This is a genomic window from Streptomyces sp. NPDC048338, from assembly GCF_043201055.1.
Lineage (GTDB): Bacteria > Actinomycetota > Actinomycetes > Streptomycetales > Streptomycetaceae > Streptomyces.
The window spans coordinates 1-14989 of sequence record NZ_JBICYQ010000024.1; the positions used below are offsets into that span (position 1 = coordinate 1).

Annotated in this window: 21 protein-coding genes; 2 read left to right on the forward strand and 19 right to left on the reverse strand. The window is 69.7% G+C overall.

Annotation, left to right across the window (positions count from 1 at the left end):
- Window positions 1-328 precede the first annotated feature (328 nt).
- A complete protein-coding gene (locus tag ACGFZF_RS36630; RefSeq protein ID WP_393561527.1) occupies window positions 329-586 on the forward strand; it encodes a helix-turn-helix domain-containing protein in 258 nt (85 codons plus the stop codon).
- A 277-nt stretch (window positions 587-863) separates the two neighbouring features.
- On the opposite strand, the gene ACGFZF_RS36635 is transcribed toward ACGFZF_RS36630, so the two are convergent.
- Window positions 864-1037: a hypothetical protein gene (locus ACGFZF_RS36635; protein WP_393561529.1), complete on the reverse strand. Its 174-nt coding sequence runs from the start codon at window positions 1035-1037 to the stop codon at window positions 864-866.
- Window positions 1038-1209: 172 nt separating this feature from the next.
- Here ACGFZF_RS36635 and ACGFZF_RS36640 point away from each other — a divergent pair, with 172 nt between their 5' ends.
- Window positions 1210-1443 carry a GntR family transcriptional regulator gene (locus ACGFZF_RS36640; RefSeq protein WP_393561531.1) on the forward strand — a complete coding sequence of 78 codons (234 nt, stop codon included), beginning with the start codon at window positions 1210-1212 and terminating at the stop codon, window positions 1441-1443.
- Here ACGFZF_RS36640 and ACGFZF_RS36645 read toward each other — a convergent pair.
- From ACGFZF_RS36645 to ACGFZF_RS36730, 18 genes are all read right to left on the reverse strand, one after another.
- Complete coding sequence (locus ACGFZF_RS36645; protein WP_393561533.1) at window positions 1433-1648, reverse strand: hypothetical protein; 216 nt, start codon at window positions 1646-1648, stop codon at window positions 1433-1435. The two genes, ACGFZF_RS36640 and ACGFZF_RS36645, sit on opposite strands and share 11 nt — an antisense overlap.
- Window positions 1649-1657: 9 nt before the next feature.
- Window positions 1658-2293: a hypothetical protein gene (locus ACGFZF_RS36650; RefSeq protein ID WP_393561535.1), complete on the reverse strand. Its 636-nt coding sequence runs from the start codon at window positions 2291-2293 to the stop codon at window positions 1658-1660.
- The gene (locus tag ACGFZF_RS36655; protein WP_393561537.1) at window positions 2293-2847 is read right to left on the reverse strand and encodes a hypothetical protein; all 555 of its coding nucleotides are present in this window, start codon (window positions 2845-2847) and stop codon (window positions 2293-2295) included. Before ACGFZF_RS36655 ends, ACGFZF_RS36650 begins: the two co-directional genes overlap by 1 nt.
- Window positions 2847-3596 (reverse strand): hypothetical protein, encoded by a 750-nt coding sequence (locus tag ACGFZF_RS36660; RefSeq protein ID WP_393561539.1) that lies wholly within the window; start codon window positions 3594-3596, stop codon window positions 2847-2849. Before ACGFZF_RS36660 ends, ACGFZF_RS36655 begins: the two co-directional genes overlap by 1 nt.
- Window positions 3589-4167: a hypothetical protein gene (locus tag ACGFZF_RS36665; RefSeq protein WP_393561541.1), complete on the reverse strand. Its 579-nt coding sequence runs from the start codon at window positions 4165-4167 to the stop codon at window positions 3589-3591. Before ACGFZF_RS36665 ends, ACGFZF_RS36660 begins: the two co-directional genes overlap by 8 nt.
- Before the next feature lie 13 nt (window positions 4168-4180).
- On the reverse strand, window positions 4181-5284 hold the full coding sequence (locus ACGFZF_RS36670; protein WP_393561543.1) for a hypothetical protein: 1104 nt from the start codon (window positions 5282-5284) through the stop codon (window positions 4181-4183).
- The gene (locus ACGFZF_RS36675; protein WP_393561545.1) at window positions 5278-6099 is read right to left on the reverse strand and encodes a hypothetical protein; all 822 of its coding nucleotides are present in this window, start codon (window positions 6097-6099) and stop codon (window positions 5278-5280) included. The genes ACGFZF_RS36670 and ACGFZF_RS36675 overlap by 7 nt, the downstream gene beginning before the upstream one ends.
- Window positions 6092-8476 carry a hypothetical protein gene (locus ACGFZF_RS36680; RefSeq protein WP_393561547.1) on the reverse strand — a complete coding sequence of 795 codons (2385 nt, stop codon included), beginning with the start codon at window positions 8474-8476 and terminating at the stop codon, window positions 6092-6094. The genes ACGFZF_RS36675 and ACGFZF_RS36680 overlap by 8 nt, the downstream gene beginning before the upstream one ends.
- Window positions 8460-9011 (reverse strand): hypothetical protein, encoded by a 552-nt coding sequence (locus ACGFZF_RS36685; protein WP_393561549.1) that lies wholly within the window; start codon window positions 9009-9011, stop codon window positions 8460-8462. The genes ACGFZF_RS36680 and ACGFZF_RS36685 overlap by 17 nt, the downstream gene beginning before the upstream one ends.
- Entirely contained in the window at window positions 9001-9291 is a 291-nt protein-coding gene (locus ACGFZF_RS36690) for a hypothetical protein (protein ID WP_393561551.1), read from the reverse strand. Before ACGFZF_RS36690 ends, ACGFZF_RS36685 begins: the two co-directional genes overlap by 11 nt.
- 10 nt (window positions 9292-9301) lie before the next feature.
- Entirely contained in the window at window positions 9302-9712 is a 411-nt protein-coding gene (locus ACGFZF_RS36695; protein WP_393561553.1) for an HK97 gp10 family phage protein, read from the reverse strand.
- Window positions 9642-9881, reverse strand: a complete 240-nt coding sequence (locus ACGFZF_RS36700) for a hypothetical protein (protein ID WP_393561555.1) — start codon at window positions 9879-9881, stop codon at window positions 9642-9644. The genes ACGFZF_RS36695 and ACGFZF_RS36700 overlap by 71 nt, the downstream gene beginning before the upstream one ends.
- Window positions 9882-9891: 10 nt before the next feature.
- Window positions 9892-10413 carry a hypothetical protein gene (locus ACGFZF_RS36705; protein WP_393561557.1) on the reverse strand — a complete coding sequence of 174 codons (522 nt, stop codon included), beginning with the start codon at window positions 10411-10413 and terminating at the stop codon, window positions 9892-9894.
- Window positions 10410-11216 (reverse strand): hypothetical protein, encoded by an 807-nt coding sequence (locus ACGFZF_RS36710; RefSeq protein ID WP_393561559.1) that lies wholly within the window; start codon window positions 11214-11216, stop codon window positions 10410-10412. Before ACGFZF_RS36710 ends, ACGFZF_RS36705 begins: the two co-directional genes overlap by 4 nt.
- A 64-nt stretch (window positions 11217-11280) precedes the next feature.
- Complete coding sequence (locus ACGFZF_RS36715; protein WP_393561561.1) at window positions 11281-11982, reverse strand: hypothetical protein; 702 nt, start codon at window positions 11980-11982, stop codon at window positions 11281-11283.
- Entirely contained in the window at window positions 11972-12199 is a 228-nt protein-coding gene (locus tag ACGFZF_RS36720; RefSeq protein ID WP_393561563.1) for a hypothetical protein, read from the reverse strand. Before ACGFZF_RS36720 ends, ACGFZF_RS36715 begins: the two co-directional genes overlap by 11 nt.
- A complete protein-coding gene (locus ACGFZF_RS36725) occupies window positions 12199-13065 on the reverse strand; it encodes a hypothetical protein (protein WP_393561565.1) in 867 nt (288 codons plus the stop codon). Before ACGFZF_RS36725 ends, ACGFZF_RS36720 begins: the two co-directional genes overlap by 1 nt.
- A gap of 75 nt (window positions 13066-13140) precedes the next feature.
- Window positions 13141-14883, reverse strand: a complete 1743-nt coding sequence (locus ACGFZF_RS36730) for a major capsid protein (protein WP_393561567.1) — start codon at window positions 14881-14883, stop codon at window positions 13141-13143.
- Window positions 14884-14989 lie beyond the last annotated feature (106 nt).

Genomic DNA, 14989 nt, shown 5'->3' on the forward strand with positions numbered 1-14989 from the left:
CACGCCTGGATGTTCCAGGCGGAAAGCGCCTGACCTGGTCGGCGGGCTGCAGCCCGGTTGACCTGCATCGGAAGGCATCCCGACGTATCCCAACGCGTCTCATGGCGGCATCTGAACATACGGAAGGACTCCGGAATCCGGGCCCCGACCGGAACGCTTCCGGAACGGAACACCAGCCCTGACCGGCTGGAACAACACCCCACGACGTATCAGTAACCACGAGAGCCCGGCCCCCTCACCGGAGCCGGGCTCTCGCATGGCGGTCCGCCATGCGAATGCGACCACTTGGGTACTGCTTCAAACGATCATCGCCGCGAAGCCTTGACGTGTGCCAACCCGAAGAACGCCACTGCCAGACTGGGTCCTAGACCAGCGCAGGGCTCTCGGCCGGCGGATCATGACGCATCGCCGAGCCGTCGGCCTTTCCCAAGACCAGCTCGCCGCCGTCATCGGTATGGACCGACGGAGCATCCAACGATACGAAGCCGGCGACCGGGACCCGACCTATGGCGATCTCTTACAGATCGCCCGCGCGCTCGACATGTCCCTCGCCCTGCTCGTAAGCGAAACCCCGGCCGGAGGCTAGCCGGCCGGGGTCTCATGGGCTCCTGCCCGCCATGGTCCGCCGTGAACATGGTGGGCAGGGGATCAGGGGCGGGGCTGTCGCGCGTACCAGTTCCGCATGGCGTCCGTCACGGGCGCGTATGGAGACGTCGGCTCCGGGCCCGGTAGCGGCTGGACGCGTGGCCCGCACTCTGCTGGGTCGGCGTGCCAGTACACCGGCACGTGGCTGCGGCTGTCGCTGTCGTCGTCGATCGCAGTGGCGTCGCCCTCGATGGGGCGGTCGCAGTAGGAGCAGTACTTCACCGGCGGCCCTTCCGGTGGCAGGCGTGGTCGCAACGGATCGTCAGTGCCACGTCCCCGTAGCGGGTGACCACGTCGCCAGGCTGGCAGTACTGGCACTCGCGCAGGCTGCACGGTCCGCTGATCTGCTGCTGCCCTTTCCGGGCGGCCGGCGGATGGGTAGTCTCGGCCATGACGAGACCTCCTGGTGGGTGTCGTCCGTACCCCCGGGCCGGTGACACGGTCGCGGGGGTCTTTCGTTGCCCACCGTAGCGGGGGTGTACAGGGCTGTACACCCCTGTCTATGCATACCCATGGCTACGTATCTCTATGTCCGCATGTGCCCTGATACGTACTGTCAATCACATGACCGACTTCGACCCGACCCAACCCAAGTGGCAGCAGATCGCCGACGCGGTCCGCGCCCGGATCGCCGACGGCACCCTGCCACCCCGCGCCCTCGTCTCCGAAGTCCAGCTGGAAGCCGAGTTCGGGGTGGCCCGCGGCACCGTCCGCAAAGCGACAGCAGCCCTCCGCGAGGAAGGGCTGCTGGTCACCACCCCAGGCATGGGGTCATTCGTCGCCGACGTCAGCGCGTAAGGCTCGGGCTCTCCGGGTCCCCCACGAACCGGGCCGCCACTCCCTTAAGCAGGGCCAGGGTGGACAGCGACCCGGCCACCGTGAGGGCGTTGCCCCAGTCGAACGTCAGGGCATTGAACACCTCGGCGGCTGCCGCGCTCGCGGCGAGAGAACCGGCGAACACCCCGCCCACCTCGAACGCGAGTCTCTTCAGGTACGTCTTCATGAGTCCTCCTCAGGACTGGGTCATCCGCATGATGGTGAGGGTCCGCTCGTTGATGGGGTACGAGGGCGTGTTGGGGGACGTGACGGCCTGGAACTCGACGGAGTAGCTGTGGGTCGTGCCGTTGAAGAACGCGCCCGCAGCCGTCGTCAGGACCTTCACGTTGCCGTCGTCGGCGTTCGTCGGGATGTTGTTGCTGTGCCCGGACAGGCGGGTGGCGAGCGTCGCGGGCGAGGAGCTGAGGCCCTGCCGCAGCTGCCAGCGCAGGTAGTTGACGGTGACGCCGGCCGTGGTGAACGTCGGGATCTGCACGCTGGCGAACGCCATGTAGTAGCCGGGCTGGGTGATGCGGATCAGTCGCTGTCCGGGTGTCTGGTCCTGGAGTTCGAGTAGGCCGAACGGGTCGAAGTCGATCGTGTCCCACGGCACGCGGTTGATCGTGTTGCCGCCGATGCCTGCCGCGGACTGGGACTGGAAAGCGCCGGTGCCCCGGACGCGCGCGACCGGGCGGCCCACCACGCCCAGGTAGAGGTTGCAGACGTCGGTGTCGATGGCCTCGGCCAGCGCCTGCAGATCGGCCGGGACGTCGTTCGCGTCACCGGCCGCGTTCGGGTACGGGTATAGCCGGTTCGGAGTCGTCGTCGCCATCACGCCACCCGGGTTGCGGAGAGGGACCGGGCGCTGATGTTCACCGCGGCACCCGAGTTGTGTCGCACGCGCACGCGCAGGAACTCGCCTGCCGTCGCCTGGTGGAGGTAGGGGAGTGTCTCCTCCGTGTCGGCCGCCGTCGTGCCGCGCAGGCTGTTCCAGGCGATCTCGTTGAGGGTGCTGGAGACCAGGACCACGGCCCGGCCGTTGGTCGTGGCGTTCAGGTTGTTGACGAAGTTGACCTCGGCGGAGATCAGGTAGATCCCTGCGGTGGTGAAGGTGATCCGGTCGTTGTTGACGCCGAGGTTCGCCATCGAGTCGTTGTCGTAGTCCTCGGTCGCGAACGTCGCGTAGGTGTCCGTGCTGATCGCGATGGACTGGTTCGCGGTCGCGCTGATCCGGACGGACGGGTAGTTCAGCGCGCCGCTGATCCGGTTGGCCTGCGCCTGGACGTCGGTGTCCACGGCGGTCGCGAAGTTCCCGACCTGCGTGGTGAAGTTCGCCGGGTCGGTGTACAGCGGGTACGGGTACCCGCGCGGGGTGTTGGCTGGCATCAGACCTTCCTCGCAATCACGTTGTCCCAGATGAGCGCCTGGTCTGCGGCGAGGGTGGACCGCAGCGCGACCCGCATGAACGGCGCGAGTGCCGGCACCGTGACCGTGCCGAAGATCGTCCGGTACGGCGGCGGGGTGGGGACGTCGTTCGACGTGGCCGCGATCGTGTCCGCTGCGCTGGTCGTCGGGTACAGGTCCGTGGCGTTGGCGAACCACAGGGCGATCAAGCCTGCGTCGGCTGTCTCCGGGCCGCCGGAGTAGTCGCCGCCCACCCGCGCCGACAGAGACCACTGCTCGCCCTGCGCCACCGGGATCGGGCTGGAGTACACGACGTGGACGGAGGACTGCCCGGAGTAGACACGGACCGCGAGGTCCCCGTCCGGGGCGTCCGGCACGTCCACCACGGTCGCCACGCTGGAGCCGGAGGCGTCCGCGGTGAACCAGTTGACCGGCTCGGCCCCGGGCGGCGAGTCCTCGAACGAGGGGTTCAGCACCGCGTTGGAGCCTGCGCCCACGAGCCGGCCGACGCACACCCAGGACGAGTCCTGCTGGGCCACCCACACGATGGTGCCGACCGCGGGCGGGGACACGGCCGTGGCCGTGAACGGCAGCAGGAAAGCGACCTCGACCACGGTCCCGCCGACGTCCACGAACATGCTGTTGGGGGTGGCCTCCACCACGGTTCCGATACGCCCGTTGGTCACCGGACCCGGGTTGATGTTGAACGGAGGCGGCGGGGGATTAGACATTGGCGAGGATCCTCGTGGCCCAGATGCGATGGGCGTAGGTGACGGACAGGGCTGCCGAGTCGGAGTGGTTGATGCGGGCGCCGAGCAGGTCGTCCACGTTCAGGAAGGTGGAGATAGCCCACGCGACGTCGTCTGTGGCGGACGCTGCGGCGAACGTCGGCCGGCCCGGACCGTGGCGGCCGCCGCCGAACGGGTCCCCGTTCAGGGTCGGCTGGATACGGATGCCGATGCCGGCCGCGACCCCGGACGTGCCACGCACCCAGCCGCCGATGATGTACCAGCCCGCGGATCGGATCCGCAGACGGCCGTCAGGGATGGACACCATGGACGCGTTGTCGAACACGCTGGCGCTGAAAGGCAGATCCTGTATGCGGCCAGCCGCTGTGAGGCCGCCGGACATGCAGGCCGAGTCCGGGGCCGTCAGGTACTCGGTCGTCCGGTCGGCCAGCGCCTGCACCGCACTGTCCACCTCCAAGGCCAGGTCCCGGAACTGCTCGACATCCGAGGCGTCCTTGGTGAGCGGCGGCGCGCACTCGGGGTACGGGATCCCGAAGCACTGGGTCTCGTCCACGCGTCCTCTCCTCCTACTGGACCGTGGCCAGGGGCTGGACCCGGCCGCGCGTCGTCATGGTCATGGGGCTGGTGTCGTTCAGCGGGTAGGTGATGGAGTCGATCAGCTGGGTGGAGTCGACGCCCCGGGAGCTGAAGAACACGGTGTCGGCGGGCTCCAGGGTGTAGTCGGCCTGGCAGGTGACGGTCCACTGCGACGCCAGCGCGGTGGACGCGGACAGCTCCGCGCGTGCCATCGTCAGCGCCTGGCCCTCGGTCAGTGGGGACTGGACCTTGATGGGCTTGCTGATGCGGCCGAAGCGGTCGCCGTACTGGGTCGGTGACGTGGGGGAGGTGTCTCGGGCGATGACGCGGAACGGGGCTCCGCCGTCCGCGCGTTCCACGATGATCACGACCGAGTTGGCGGCGCCGTCCCGGGTCACGCTGGCTGTCGCGCTGAACAGCAGGCCCTCGGTGTCGGAGCGCTTGTCGACGATCCGGGCGACGACCACGCCCGTGTCGTAGGGGTACTGGCGCAGGACGAACGCCCCGGTTCCGAGCTGGTACCAGCGGGCGCCGAGCGCGCCAGCCAGCTGGTCCAGGGCGTCGCCACGGGAGGAGTCCCACGTCAGCTTCGGGGTGAGCGCGTCCGCCACATCGTGCGGACCGAACGTGGCGTCAGGCAGAACCTCCAGGATCAGGCGCTCCGACTGGGCCACCAGGGAAACGTTGTCAGAGTTCCTCGGCTGCTCGAACGGGGCGGCCACCACGTCGGCCGCCCGGTCCGCCACGGCTGCGGTGACCGAGCCGTCCGCGTTGCGGGTGACCGTGCCCACCCGGCCCTCGATGATCTGGAAGGTCTCCGTGCTGCCGTTGCCGTAGCGGATGCCGGCCCGGATGCGGGCGACGGTCTGGTACGGGGAGAGCGGCGCGGTCGGGTCCTCGGAGTACCACTCCGGTCCGACAGTGAACGTCCCGGAGCGGGTCACGCGCTGCGCCAGGTTCGCCCGGATATCGCCCCCGAACACGGGCACGTCACGGGCGAGGACCGTGCCGTCCCCGCTGTACAGGTCAGTGAAGAACGCCCGCTTGTGGGGCCGGCAGATGGCGTTCTTGTAGTCCAGGGTGCTGGTCAGCATCCGGCGCCCCCGGCAGCTCCAGCGGCGACCTGCGCCCACGTGAACCCCGTCGCAGCCAGCGCCCCGTACGTGGGGTAGGCGGCCGACACGGCGCACCAGTTCGCGCACGCGGTGCCCTGCGCGGGGCCGATCGGCCGGTCGACGATCCGGAAGGCAGCCGACCACAGCCGGTATGGCTTGCGCTGGTCGGGGTGGATCCAGTTCTCGGTCAGGTCGAAGGGCTGGACGAAGCAGTCCTCCCAGCCGTAGGCGACGGGCGCCTGCATCTGGAGCGGGCCGCCCGCGGTGAACAGGGCGTGGACCTGGTCGCGGGCGGCGAGCGTCTTGGACAGGAACGTGAACGACGACTCGCGGTTCTTGCGCCGGCCGAAGATGTCCGCGGGGCGCTCGGCCCCGTACAGCTCGGGCAACGTGGCGTCCACGGCCCGTGTCGCATCTCCCCACGGGCCCCAGATCAGCTGGGGTCCGGACGGGGTGCAGATGTCGTTGAGGGCCTGCTGCATGGTCTCGCAGAAGCTGAAGGACAAGTTGGCCCACGGGCGCAGGGGGTCCTTCAGCAGGACCGTTCCGTCCGACACCTCGGTGAACGGGCCTTGCACGATGGTCGCTGCGGGGACTCCGGTCCAGCGGTACCAGACCGGAGTGTCCAGCGGCGCGCTGGTGTCGTAGTAGACGCCCACCTGGTTGAGCAGGGTCACGTTGTCGAGGAACGTCCACGGGCCTGTGGCGGACAGGCCCCGCTCCACGGTTGCCGTGGTCTGGGTTCCGGGCGAGGCCGTGAAGTCGGCCGTCAGGAACACGATGCCGTCAGCCAAAGCGGCGCACCCCCTGGGTCAGGATCTTGTCTCGGGCAGCGAAGGCAGTGTCGATCCGGTAGTCGGTGCGGGCGTCCAGCTGGTCGCTGCCCACGAACACGTTGACCGTGGGCGCCGCGGGGGCGGCCATCATGGGGGCCACTGCCAGACCGTCCATCCCCACGATGGGGCTCAGCATCTTTTCGACCGCGTTGCGGATCGACGGCACACGGCTCAGCAGGCCCAGCTCAAGCCCGCGGCCTGCGAAGACGCCATCCTTGAACGTCACCTTGGACGGGGAGTTGATGTCCAGTGCGCTGTCGATCGTGCGGCTGATCGCGTCAGCGATACCGCGGGCCACGCTGATCAGCCGGTCCAGCTGGGAGCGGAGACCGCCGATCAGGCCGCGGATGATGTCGGCTCCGATGCCGAACATGGTCGGGCCCAGGCTCTTGAATGCCTGCGCGATCTGCGATCCGAACTCATCGAACCTGCGCAGGCTCTGGCCGAGCGCGCTGGAGATCCCGGTCACGAAGTCGGTCCGCATGCGGCTGCTGAAGTCGGACACCTTGGTGGCGGCGGTGCCCATGTTCCGGCCGACCGCGTTGGCCAGCTCGTTGAAGCTCTTGATGGCGTTCAGCGAGAACGAACCGATCGTCGCGGAGATATCCCGGATGGCCTTGGCGAACGGCGAGTTGAAGAACTCGGCGACCTTCCGCGAGGCCGGCAGGACCAGCTCCTCCAGCACGAACCGCACGCCCTGCAGCACGATGACCAGCGCGCCGAGCGCCGCCTTGGTCAGCTCGATCGCCAGAGGCAGCTGGTCCTTGATGATGAGCGCCAGGTCCACGAGGATCGGGCCCAGCTCCTGCAGGACGGGGATCAGCTCGGGGCCGACGGCGGTCAGGAAGTCGCGGACGACCGGCGCCAGGATCGCGATCACAGGGGCGAGTTGGATGAACGCCTCTTGCAGCAACGGCAGGACCTGCGCGACCAGGGTGTCGGCTGTCTTGGCCAGCTCGGACAGAATGAGCTGGAACTCCTCCGAGGCGGTCAGGTCCTCGAACGCCTGGGTCAGGGACTCCAGGATGTCGAACAGGCCGCGGCCGTCCGCGGTCAGGCCCTGGAAGATGTTCTGGATGCCGCCGAGGATGTTGCCCACGGAGCGGAACAGCTGGCCCAGAGTGGAGAACGCGGCGTTGATCTTCGCTTCCAAATCGCCCGTCTCGAACGCCCGGTTGATGCGCTCGGCGAGACCAGCCACGGCAGTGTCGATCCGGCGCGTCAGCTTGTCGAACGCGGGCGCCGCGGCGGCGGACAGCTGGCCGAACGAGGTGGTCAGCGCGGCCGGCACGTTGCGCAGGTTGTTCAGGCCCTTCGTCGCCCCGTCCAGCGCCTTGCCCAGGGTGCCGGACGTGGACAGCTCCTGCGCCGCGGCCGCCACAGACTTGCCCATCTCGTTGAACGTGCCAGCTGTGGTCAGCAGGGTGCGGCGCACCTGCGGCAGGACCGACCGGCCCAGCCGCGCGAGGACCTCGTCGAAGTCCTTGAACACTGTGTTCTGCACCTGCTGCTGGATCTTGACCAGCTCGCCCCGCATCCCGCGCAGGCCCTCGACCACCTTCCGCGCCTCGGGCGCCAGCCGCTTAAGACTCTTCTCCAGCTCCTTCGGATCGGCCTCCGGGTCGAAGACCTGCTCGATGGCGTCCGACACGCCGACAAGCGCCAACTTGAGCGTGGCCGCCGCGATCTTCTGCGCGAGCAGCGCCTGCGTACCGATGGCTGCAGCCGGGGCCAGCTGCTCCGCTGCGGCCACCACAGCCGCCAGGGCCTTGGCGCCAGCGACTCCAGCGACCGCGAGGGTGCCGACGCTGGCGCCCAGCTTCCCGACCGACGCACCCGCGGTACGGGCCCCGGAGCTAAGGCGGCCGAGCGTGCCCGCCAGGCGGCGGATCGTCGGCTCGTCCACGTCCACGTCAATGGTGATCTCAGGGTCCGTCGCCTGCAGGGTCGCGACCACACGCCGCAGATCCTGGCCCACGGTGGCGATCGTGCGCGGCGCGTTCAGCACCGCCTGGAGCGTGACCGGGTCCACGTCCGACCGGTTGACCGCAGTGATGACCGTGGTCACCTGCCGCTGCAGATCCCGGACCGCGCGCTGCTGGTCGATCAACGCCTGCACCTGGACCGGGTCGGCGTCGGCGCCGGCCTGCGTGATGAGCGTGTTCAGCTGCGAGTCGAGGCGGCGCAGCGACCGCTGCGCCTGCAGCCCAGCCTGCAGGTCGATCGATTCGGCATCGCCCTGCGCCGTCGTGATGATGCGGTTCAGGTCCCGCTCCAGCCGGGGCAGCGCGCCCGCTGTGGAAATGACAAGGTCGATGTCAGCCTGTGATGCCACGTCCGCCTCCGGTCATCTTGGCCATGGCCCTCTCGATCTCCTCGGGGTCGTCGCCCCGTTCGTCGCCCCAGCCGTTGTCCCGGTGGTCCCGAGGCGGAATGGACAGGCGGAAGTCGAACTGCAGCCGGCTCTTGTCGTCGGCGTCGCGGGTGTAGAGGGCGTAGGTGGCGGCGCACCACTCGCCCACAGCGCACTCCCACGGGCGCATGCCGGCCAGCGCGAGGTGGCCGAGGCCCTGTGGGCTGACGGACAAGTCCAGCAGCCGGTACGCCTCCCACCAGGGGCGGCGGCACACTGCGGACAGCAGCTGTCGGGAGACGTTGCGCAGGATGTCGCGGCCGTTCGGCTGGTCGAGGATGAGGTCCGTCATCACCTCGCGGTCCGCCGGGGTGGCCATGCGAGCGGCGAGGGTGTCGAGCCACTCCAGCTGCACGATCCACTGGCCGGCCGGTGCGTAGGGCAGCAGGAAGCGGGCGCCGGCGAGGACTACCTCGACCGGCTCCCGGGAGATCAGGACCGCGTCACTACTTCCCACGTGCCTTGGTGTCCTTGGCCATTCGCTGCGCCACCTTGTGGAGGTGCTCGACCAGGTCGTCCATGCCGATCTCTCCGTCGACGATGCGGTCTGACAACGTTTCCCACTGCTCCGGACCGGCCGAGGCGGCGACGATGCGGGTGATGACGCGGAGGATCCGCTCCGAGCTGGCGTCCATGGCGAGGACCAGCTGCATGCGCTCCAGCTGTGCGGGGGTGATGGGCGCCCAGTCGTACGCCTTGCCCTTCAGCTGGATCTTGAAAGTCTTGGTGTCGTCCATGAGATTCACGCTACCTATTGGTCCGCACGGTGAAGCCTTCCGCGAGAGCGACCTCTCGCAATGCCCGGTCCAGGAACGGCTGCGGGCGCGTGCCGGGGTGGTTGACGACCCGCGCGAACACGACGCGGCCGCCTACCTTGAACCGCAGCGCCTGCTTGGTCTTCGGCCGGATCACGTGTGGCCGCGTCCCGTCGTTGACGTACGGGGCGTAGTAGACGTCCGAGCCCACGGTCCACACCGTCTTCAGCGTGAACGTGCGCCGGGACTCCATACGGATGGAGGCGCGCAGCCGGCCGGTGTCGACCGGCGCCAGGACCTTGGCCCGGTTCACGACCCGGCGGGCGACGTCGTCACCCTTCCGGCGTCGGCTCGCCGTCAACTGCCGGTTCAGCGCCGCCCGGTCCAGTCTCAGTCTCGCCATGCTCCGGCTCCCTCCACTCCACGATCTCCACCAGGCCGGCAGTCAGCAGCCCTTCCACGTAGTCGTCCACGGCCACCTCGTGCTCCTGGCCCCGGCGGAGCAGGTCGAACGAGGTCCGTACGCGCACGCGGGCCACGCGACTGGGCGTGTCCTTCTTTGCTCGGGTCATGGGTGGCTCCTCAGCAGCAGACGTTCGTGTCGATGTCGATCAGCATGGTGGCGCCCAGGCAGTTGCCGTCCGGGCCGAACGGGGTGTACTCGCGGACGGCCAGGTCTCCCAGGCGCAGGTCGTCGCGCATGGCGGCGAGGCAGCACACGGCCTCTTCCATGGCGCCGCTGTCGGCGTCCATGAGGGTGACGGCCTGCGCCCACTGGTCTTCCGTGGGAACCCCGGAGACGGGCGCGGAGGGGGCGCAGCGGGCGGTGCCCAGTTCGAGGGTGACGACACGGCGCTGGCGGAAGCAGCCGTCGAGGCCGTTGCCGCCCGGGTCGTTGATCTCCAGCAGGCCGGACTTCCCGGCGATGCGGACCCAGCCCAGACCGCGGCAGCACTCGTCATCGCCGGTGCCAAGGAGCGGGGTTACCTCTGCGCCGCCGCGGAGCATCACGTACTCCGGCGCGATTGGTGCGATGTGCGGCGCGGCCAACGCGTTCTGCAGGCAGGCGAGCAGGGCTTGGGCGATGGTCAGGACGTGCGTCACACGAACCTCCCCCGCGGCAGGTCAGGCGACGACACGCGAGTCCGGGCAGCCCGCTTGTGCGGGTTGACCGCCCGGATGAACAGGTCCACGTTCGCGATGCCGGTCAGGCCGTTGTCGAACAGCTGCTCCGGGTCGGCCACCGTCACCTCCACCCCGTTCCGCGACAGCGACGCCAGCTGCTGCGGCAGCGCGCACTCGGCGCCCGCGCAGGCCTTGGCGAACTCGCACGCCAGCTCCCCGGCGGCGATCTGGCCGGCCGGAGGGAGGAGGCGGCCGGGCTGGTAGACGATGACGAACGAGCCTGCGTCGTCGCTGCCCACGTTCATGTCCTGGCACTGGGGCCAGCAGTCGCCGTCCGTGCGCACGAGGCGGGGGATGCCGCGCCAGGAGTCCAGCCGGTAGGCGGACGGGTCGAGGACCACGCCGTCGATGCGGACCTCGTCGACTGCAGCAACCGACGTGGGGAACGGAACCTCGCACCTCGCCTCACACGAGCAGCCGCCCGCACAGCCGCAGTTCCGCCAGATCCCGGAGTCGATCCACGGCACCATCCACGGGCCCGCTGCCGAGCCCACACCGGGCGAGGACACGGGCCACGTCATGTACCCGCCGCCGCCCTGGCAGCGCGGACCGCACGGCCGGTAGTTCACCGGGCACTGCGAGAACTGCCGGCCGGTGAGTGCGTCCAGGATGAACGTCGCCCAGCTGGTGGCCGCGGCCTGCACCTCGGGCGAGTACTCGTCCCAGCCGGGGCAGCATGATGTGTCGATGGGCCACTCGCACGGCCCCGGGGGTGTCGTCATGTCGCCGCCTTCAGGGGCTGATCGTGGGGTGGGTGGGGGCCCGGCAGCACCGGGCCCCCACAGGTCACGGGATGACCAGCGCGGTGGCGCCGCAGGCGGCCGTCGGCAGCGGGGCCGTGGTCGTCTGGAAGTGCATCGCCTGGGTCGGGCCGATCGGCGTGAGCAGCGGCTCCAGTGTTGCCGGGGTGGTGAAGTCGCGGCGGATGTCGTACGGGCCGACGTCCCACTGCGACCCGATCACGGCGCGCGCGGTCAGGGTGATGGTCAGCTCACCGTTCTGGATGACCCACTCGCCCCACTGCGCGTCCTTCACCCAGGGGAACAGCCAGTACCCGTACTTCGGGAAGCCGTTCACGTCGCAGGCCTGGCCGGCCACGTCGGACCAGAACTCGGCCGCGAACGAGGCGGTGCCGGACAGGTCGGTGTCGATGCGGAAGCCGACGGTGTTCGGCGTGGGCGTCGCGTCGTCGACCACCAGAGGGTCACCCGTGATGATGTTGATCAGCGTCGGGTCGACGGTGCAGATGATCAGCGACATGTCGATCCAGCGGAGCTGGACCCGTGACCGGTCGTCGATGCACAGGTTGCCCGCCGCGTCCAGGACGGTGACCTCGGTCGGGTCCTGGTAGTTCGGGGTGAACGTGCCGCTCACGTAGGCGCTGGCGGTCACGGTCGACCCCGCGCCTTCCACGGGCGCCCCGCACTCGTCCAGCTTCGTGAGCCGCATCATCCGGCCCCGCAGCATGGACACACAGTCAACTGCCATCGTTGGTGTCCTCCTTCTTGGTGCGGCGCCTGGGCTTGGGGGCCAGGGCCTTCTCGTACAGGTCGCCCACGTGCGGGGCCACCAGGAACTCGGCGCCGCCCCGGATGGTGCGGACGTCGGCCGGGTCTTCGGCCAGGCCCAGGAGCAGCTGCGCGGTCTCAGCGGCCGTTCCGTGGGCCGGGAGGATGCTCACCCAGTCGTCGTAGCGGTCACCCATCACGGCACCGCCGGAGTGGCAGCGGTCGCCGGTGCAGCGATCGGGACCTGAACGGCGAACACCTCGGGGCACTCCCACGCCACGGCGTGGACGCGTTCGGCCACCACATCCCACTGGTTCAGGGACCGGTCCAGCGTGCGAGTCGCCTCGGGCTGGGCCACGTCCATGGACCACTCGAAAACCGGGGCGGTCATGAACGCCCACACGAACCCGGCCGCGGGCGCAGCGTCGGCCGGCCCGGTGATGTCGTAGCCGGCGCCCATGGACACGGCGGTGCCCATCGCGGTGCGCCAGACACCAGCGTCCAGCCGGTCCAGGACACCCGCGTACTTGAGCGCGCCCTCGGCCTGGACGTTGACGTGGATGACGCCTCGGTATCCGTAGACCTGGTAGGCCGCGTTCTCCAGCGCCGCGATCGCGGCACCGGCGCCCGGAACCAGGGGCGTGACGACGGTCGCGCCCGAGCCGGTCAGGGTGTCGGCCGCGTCGATGGAAGCGAGGCCGCCGCCGTCCCAGACGACGTCCTCCACCCGGGTCTGGTCCTGCGCGTCCAGCTGCGACCGGGCGGCCGCAACCATCTCCTCGGGCGTACGCCCGACGGAGCCGCACCGCTTGCGGACGATGACCCAGAACGGGTCCGCGCCCATCAGGTCGGAGCCCTCGGTGTACGGCTTGACCGGGCTGTCCGCGCAGGTCTGGTCGTACAGCTCGGCCGGCCCGCAGTGGTCCGTCAGGAATTGCAGGCCCGCAGCGACGATGTGCCGGTCCATCGGGAGCCGTGTTGCGACGTCGAACAGGCCGTAGCGGCGCTGCCGCAGCGCGCCGGGCGCGTCGACCAGCTGCCGGTTGTCGATGATCTTTCCCATGCTGTCCCTCCTTTCGATCTGAGGGGGCGGCCCCGCCGCAGGGACGACATGCGGGGCCGCCGGTCTCAGGGAGGGTTACGGGGTCTCGTCCACGCAGTTGATGGAGTTGGCCCCGGTGATGCCGCCGACGCAACCGGCGACGGTGTAGAGGCGCTGGCCCTCGCAGGGGAAGAGGGGCGCGTAGCCCTCCTCCGCGAACAGGGCGGTGAACTCGTTGACCGACAGGCTGGCCGCGTCGTAGACGTTGGTCAGGGTGACGACGTCCTGGCGGGTGAGGACGACGGAACCGGCCGGCCACGCCAGGAAGTCCACGGTGGACGGCAGGGACGTGAGGAACGGGGTCGCCGCGTCGCCGCCGGGGAAGGTGGCGTTGAGCGCGCCGCCGGTGATGAGACCGTCCTGCCAGCCGCGGACGAACTGGACGCGGGCGCCGCGCAGCGTGAACATGCTGCCGATCTCAGCGTCGCTGACGTTGAGGAGGGCCACGCCGTTGCGGCGGGACAGGTCCGCGCGGATCTGGGCCAGCACCCAGAACGGGAGCACGACCTCGATCGTGCTGTTGCGCGGCAGCATGTACCGGTACATGAGGTCTTCGCGCGCCAGCTCCACCGCGGCCAGGACCGAGGAGGTGAAGGAGTCGCCCGGACCGCCCGCAGGCTCCGGGTCCGGGTGCGCGAACACCGTGGCGGCGCCAGCCCGGGTCAGGATCTGGGCGATGATGTTGCGGTTGATCTCCTGCTCGTGCGAGGCGAGCAGGCCGTCCGTCCAGGCGTTGACGACCTCGGGGAACCCGGCCGCCTGCAGGAAGCTGACGCGGATGCAGAGGGCGGCCACGTCCAGGCGCCGGTCCTCGAACGTCGGGCACGGGATCTCGCTGCAGGTCTTCACCGTGTCGGCGATGACCTGCGCTTCGGTGAGCAGGTTCGAGCCGCCACCCGCAGCGATCGCGTTGGCGTAGATCGTCGCGAACGTCGGCTCGTCGGTGTAGTTGATGCCGCCGCGGGTCGCGGTGACGGTCGGCAGGTCGAGGATGCCGACACCGGCGGACCAGTTGGTGCACAGCTCGTAGTCGTTCTCCGACGGGGCACACCAGCCAGCAGCCGCGGTGAGGCTGCCGCCCTTGTCCAGCTGCCGCTGCACGGCGGTACGGAGGTTGCCTCCGTCCATGCCGAACTCGTTGCGGGCCTGGCGGATCTTCCGCATCGTCTCGTTGCCCGAGTCCTTCGGGCCGATGACCAGCTCGGGGTTGCGGTGCCGCTGGAACTGGGCCACGCCGTAGGCGCCGGACGCGCGCTTGCCGAGAGCCTGGTGGCTGCGGAGCAGGGTCTCCGAGATCTCGTTGAGGCCGGCGAACTCCTCGCTGACGCCTCGCTGGAGGAGGCCAGCGGAGTGCGGCATGAGGTGGGCGGTGACGCCGCGGCGTGCCGGGGGAGTGTCGGCGGGCGGTACGACCGGGGTCTGCGCCGCCATCTGCGACACGGACACGGGCGCAGCAGGCGCGGCCGGGGCGGCGGGCTCCACCGCGGGCTCGGCAGCCGGAGCAGCGGGCGGCGTGGCCGGGGTGGCGGACGCGAACGCGTCGCGCGCGGCCTGCGCGTTGGCCGCAGCGGTCTCCCGCTCGGTGATCGCAGCGGCGAGCACCGGAAGCTGGGCGGCGAGTTCGATCAGCTCGTCGGCCACGTCCGGCTCGTTCGAGGCGGACAGCTCCTGGCCTCGGGCCACGACACGGTCATGTTCGGTACGCAGGTCCTCCAGGGACGCGCCGGCCACGTCGAATGCGGTCGGGGTCTCGGGGGTCTGCGGGGTCTCTTCGGGCATCGCTGCGACTCCTCACAGTCGGCAGACGGATAGGTCACGTCGCCCGACCGGCTCACAGCTCAGCATCGTGCTACGAAGAGAGTACGCCGCCGTCAAGCCTGTGACC

Excerpts from the sequence above, each read along its gene's own strand:
- ACGFZF_RS36635 (WP_393561529.1), bottom strand. The coding sequence starts at position 1,037 with ATGGCCGAGACTACCCATCCGCCGGCCGCCCGGAAAGGGCAGCAGCAG.
- ACGFZF_RS36640 (WP_393561531.1), top strand. The coding sequence starts at position 1,210 with ATGACCGACTTCGACCCGACCCAACCCAAGTGGCAGCAGATCGCCGAC.
- ACGFZF_RS36645 (WP_393561533.1), bottom strand. The coding sequence starts at position 1,648 with ATGAAGACGTACCTGAAGAGACTCGCGTTCGAGGTGGGCGGGGTGTTC.
- ACGFZF_RS36650 (WP_393561535.1), bottom strand. The coding sequence starts at position 2,293 with ATGGCGACGACGACTCCGAACCGGCTATACCCGTACCCGAACGCGGCC.
- ACGFZF_RS36655 (WP_393561537.1), bottom strand. The coding sequence starts at position 2,847 with ATGCCAGCCAACACCCCGCGCGGGTACCCGTACCCGCTGTACACCGAC.
- ACGFZF_RS36660 (WP_393561539.1), bottom strand. The coding sequence starts at position 3,596 with ATGTCTAATCCCCCGCCGCCTCCGTTCAACATCAACCCGGGTCCGGTG.
- ACGFZF_RS36670 (WP_393561543.1), bottom strand. The coding sequence starts at position 5,284 with ATGCTGACCAGCACCCTGGACTACAAGAACGCCATCTGCCGGCCCCAC.
- ACGFZF_RS36690 (WP_393561551.1), bottom strand. The coding sequence starts at position 9,291 with ATGGACGACACCAAGACTTTCAAGATCCAGCTGAAGGGCAAGGCGTAC.
- ACGFZF_RS36695 (WP_393561553.1), bottom strand. The coding sequence starts at position 9,712 with ATGGCGAGACTGAGACTGGACCGGGCGGCGCTGAACCGGCAGTTGACG.
- ACGFZF_RS36700 (WP_393561555.1), bottom strand. The coding sequence starts at position 9,881 with ATGACCCGAGCAAAGAAGGACACGCCCAGTCGCGTGGCCCGCGTGCGC.
- ACGFZF_RS36710 (WP_393561559.1), bottom strand. The coding sequence starts at position 11,216 with ATGACGACACCCCCGGGGCCGTGCGAGTGGCCCATCGACACATCATGC.
- ACGFZF_RS36715 (WP_393561561.1), bottom strand. The coding sequence starts at position 11,982 with ATGGCAGTTGACTGTGTGTCCATGCTGCGGGGCCGGATGATGCGGCTC.
- ACGFZF_RS36720 (WP_393561563.1), bottom strand. The coding sequence starts at position 12,199 with ATGGGTGACCGCTACGACGACTGGGTGAGCATCCTCCCGGCCCACGGA.
- ACGFZF_RS36725 (WP_393561565.1), bottom strand. The coding sequence starts at position 13,065 with ATGGGAAAGATCATCGACAACCGGCAGCTGGTCGACGCGCCCGGCGCG.
- ACGFZF_RS36730 (WP_393561567.1), bottom strand. The coding sequence starts at position 14,883 with ATGCCCGAAGAGACCCCGCAGACCCCCGAGACCCCGACCGCATTCGAC.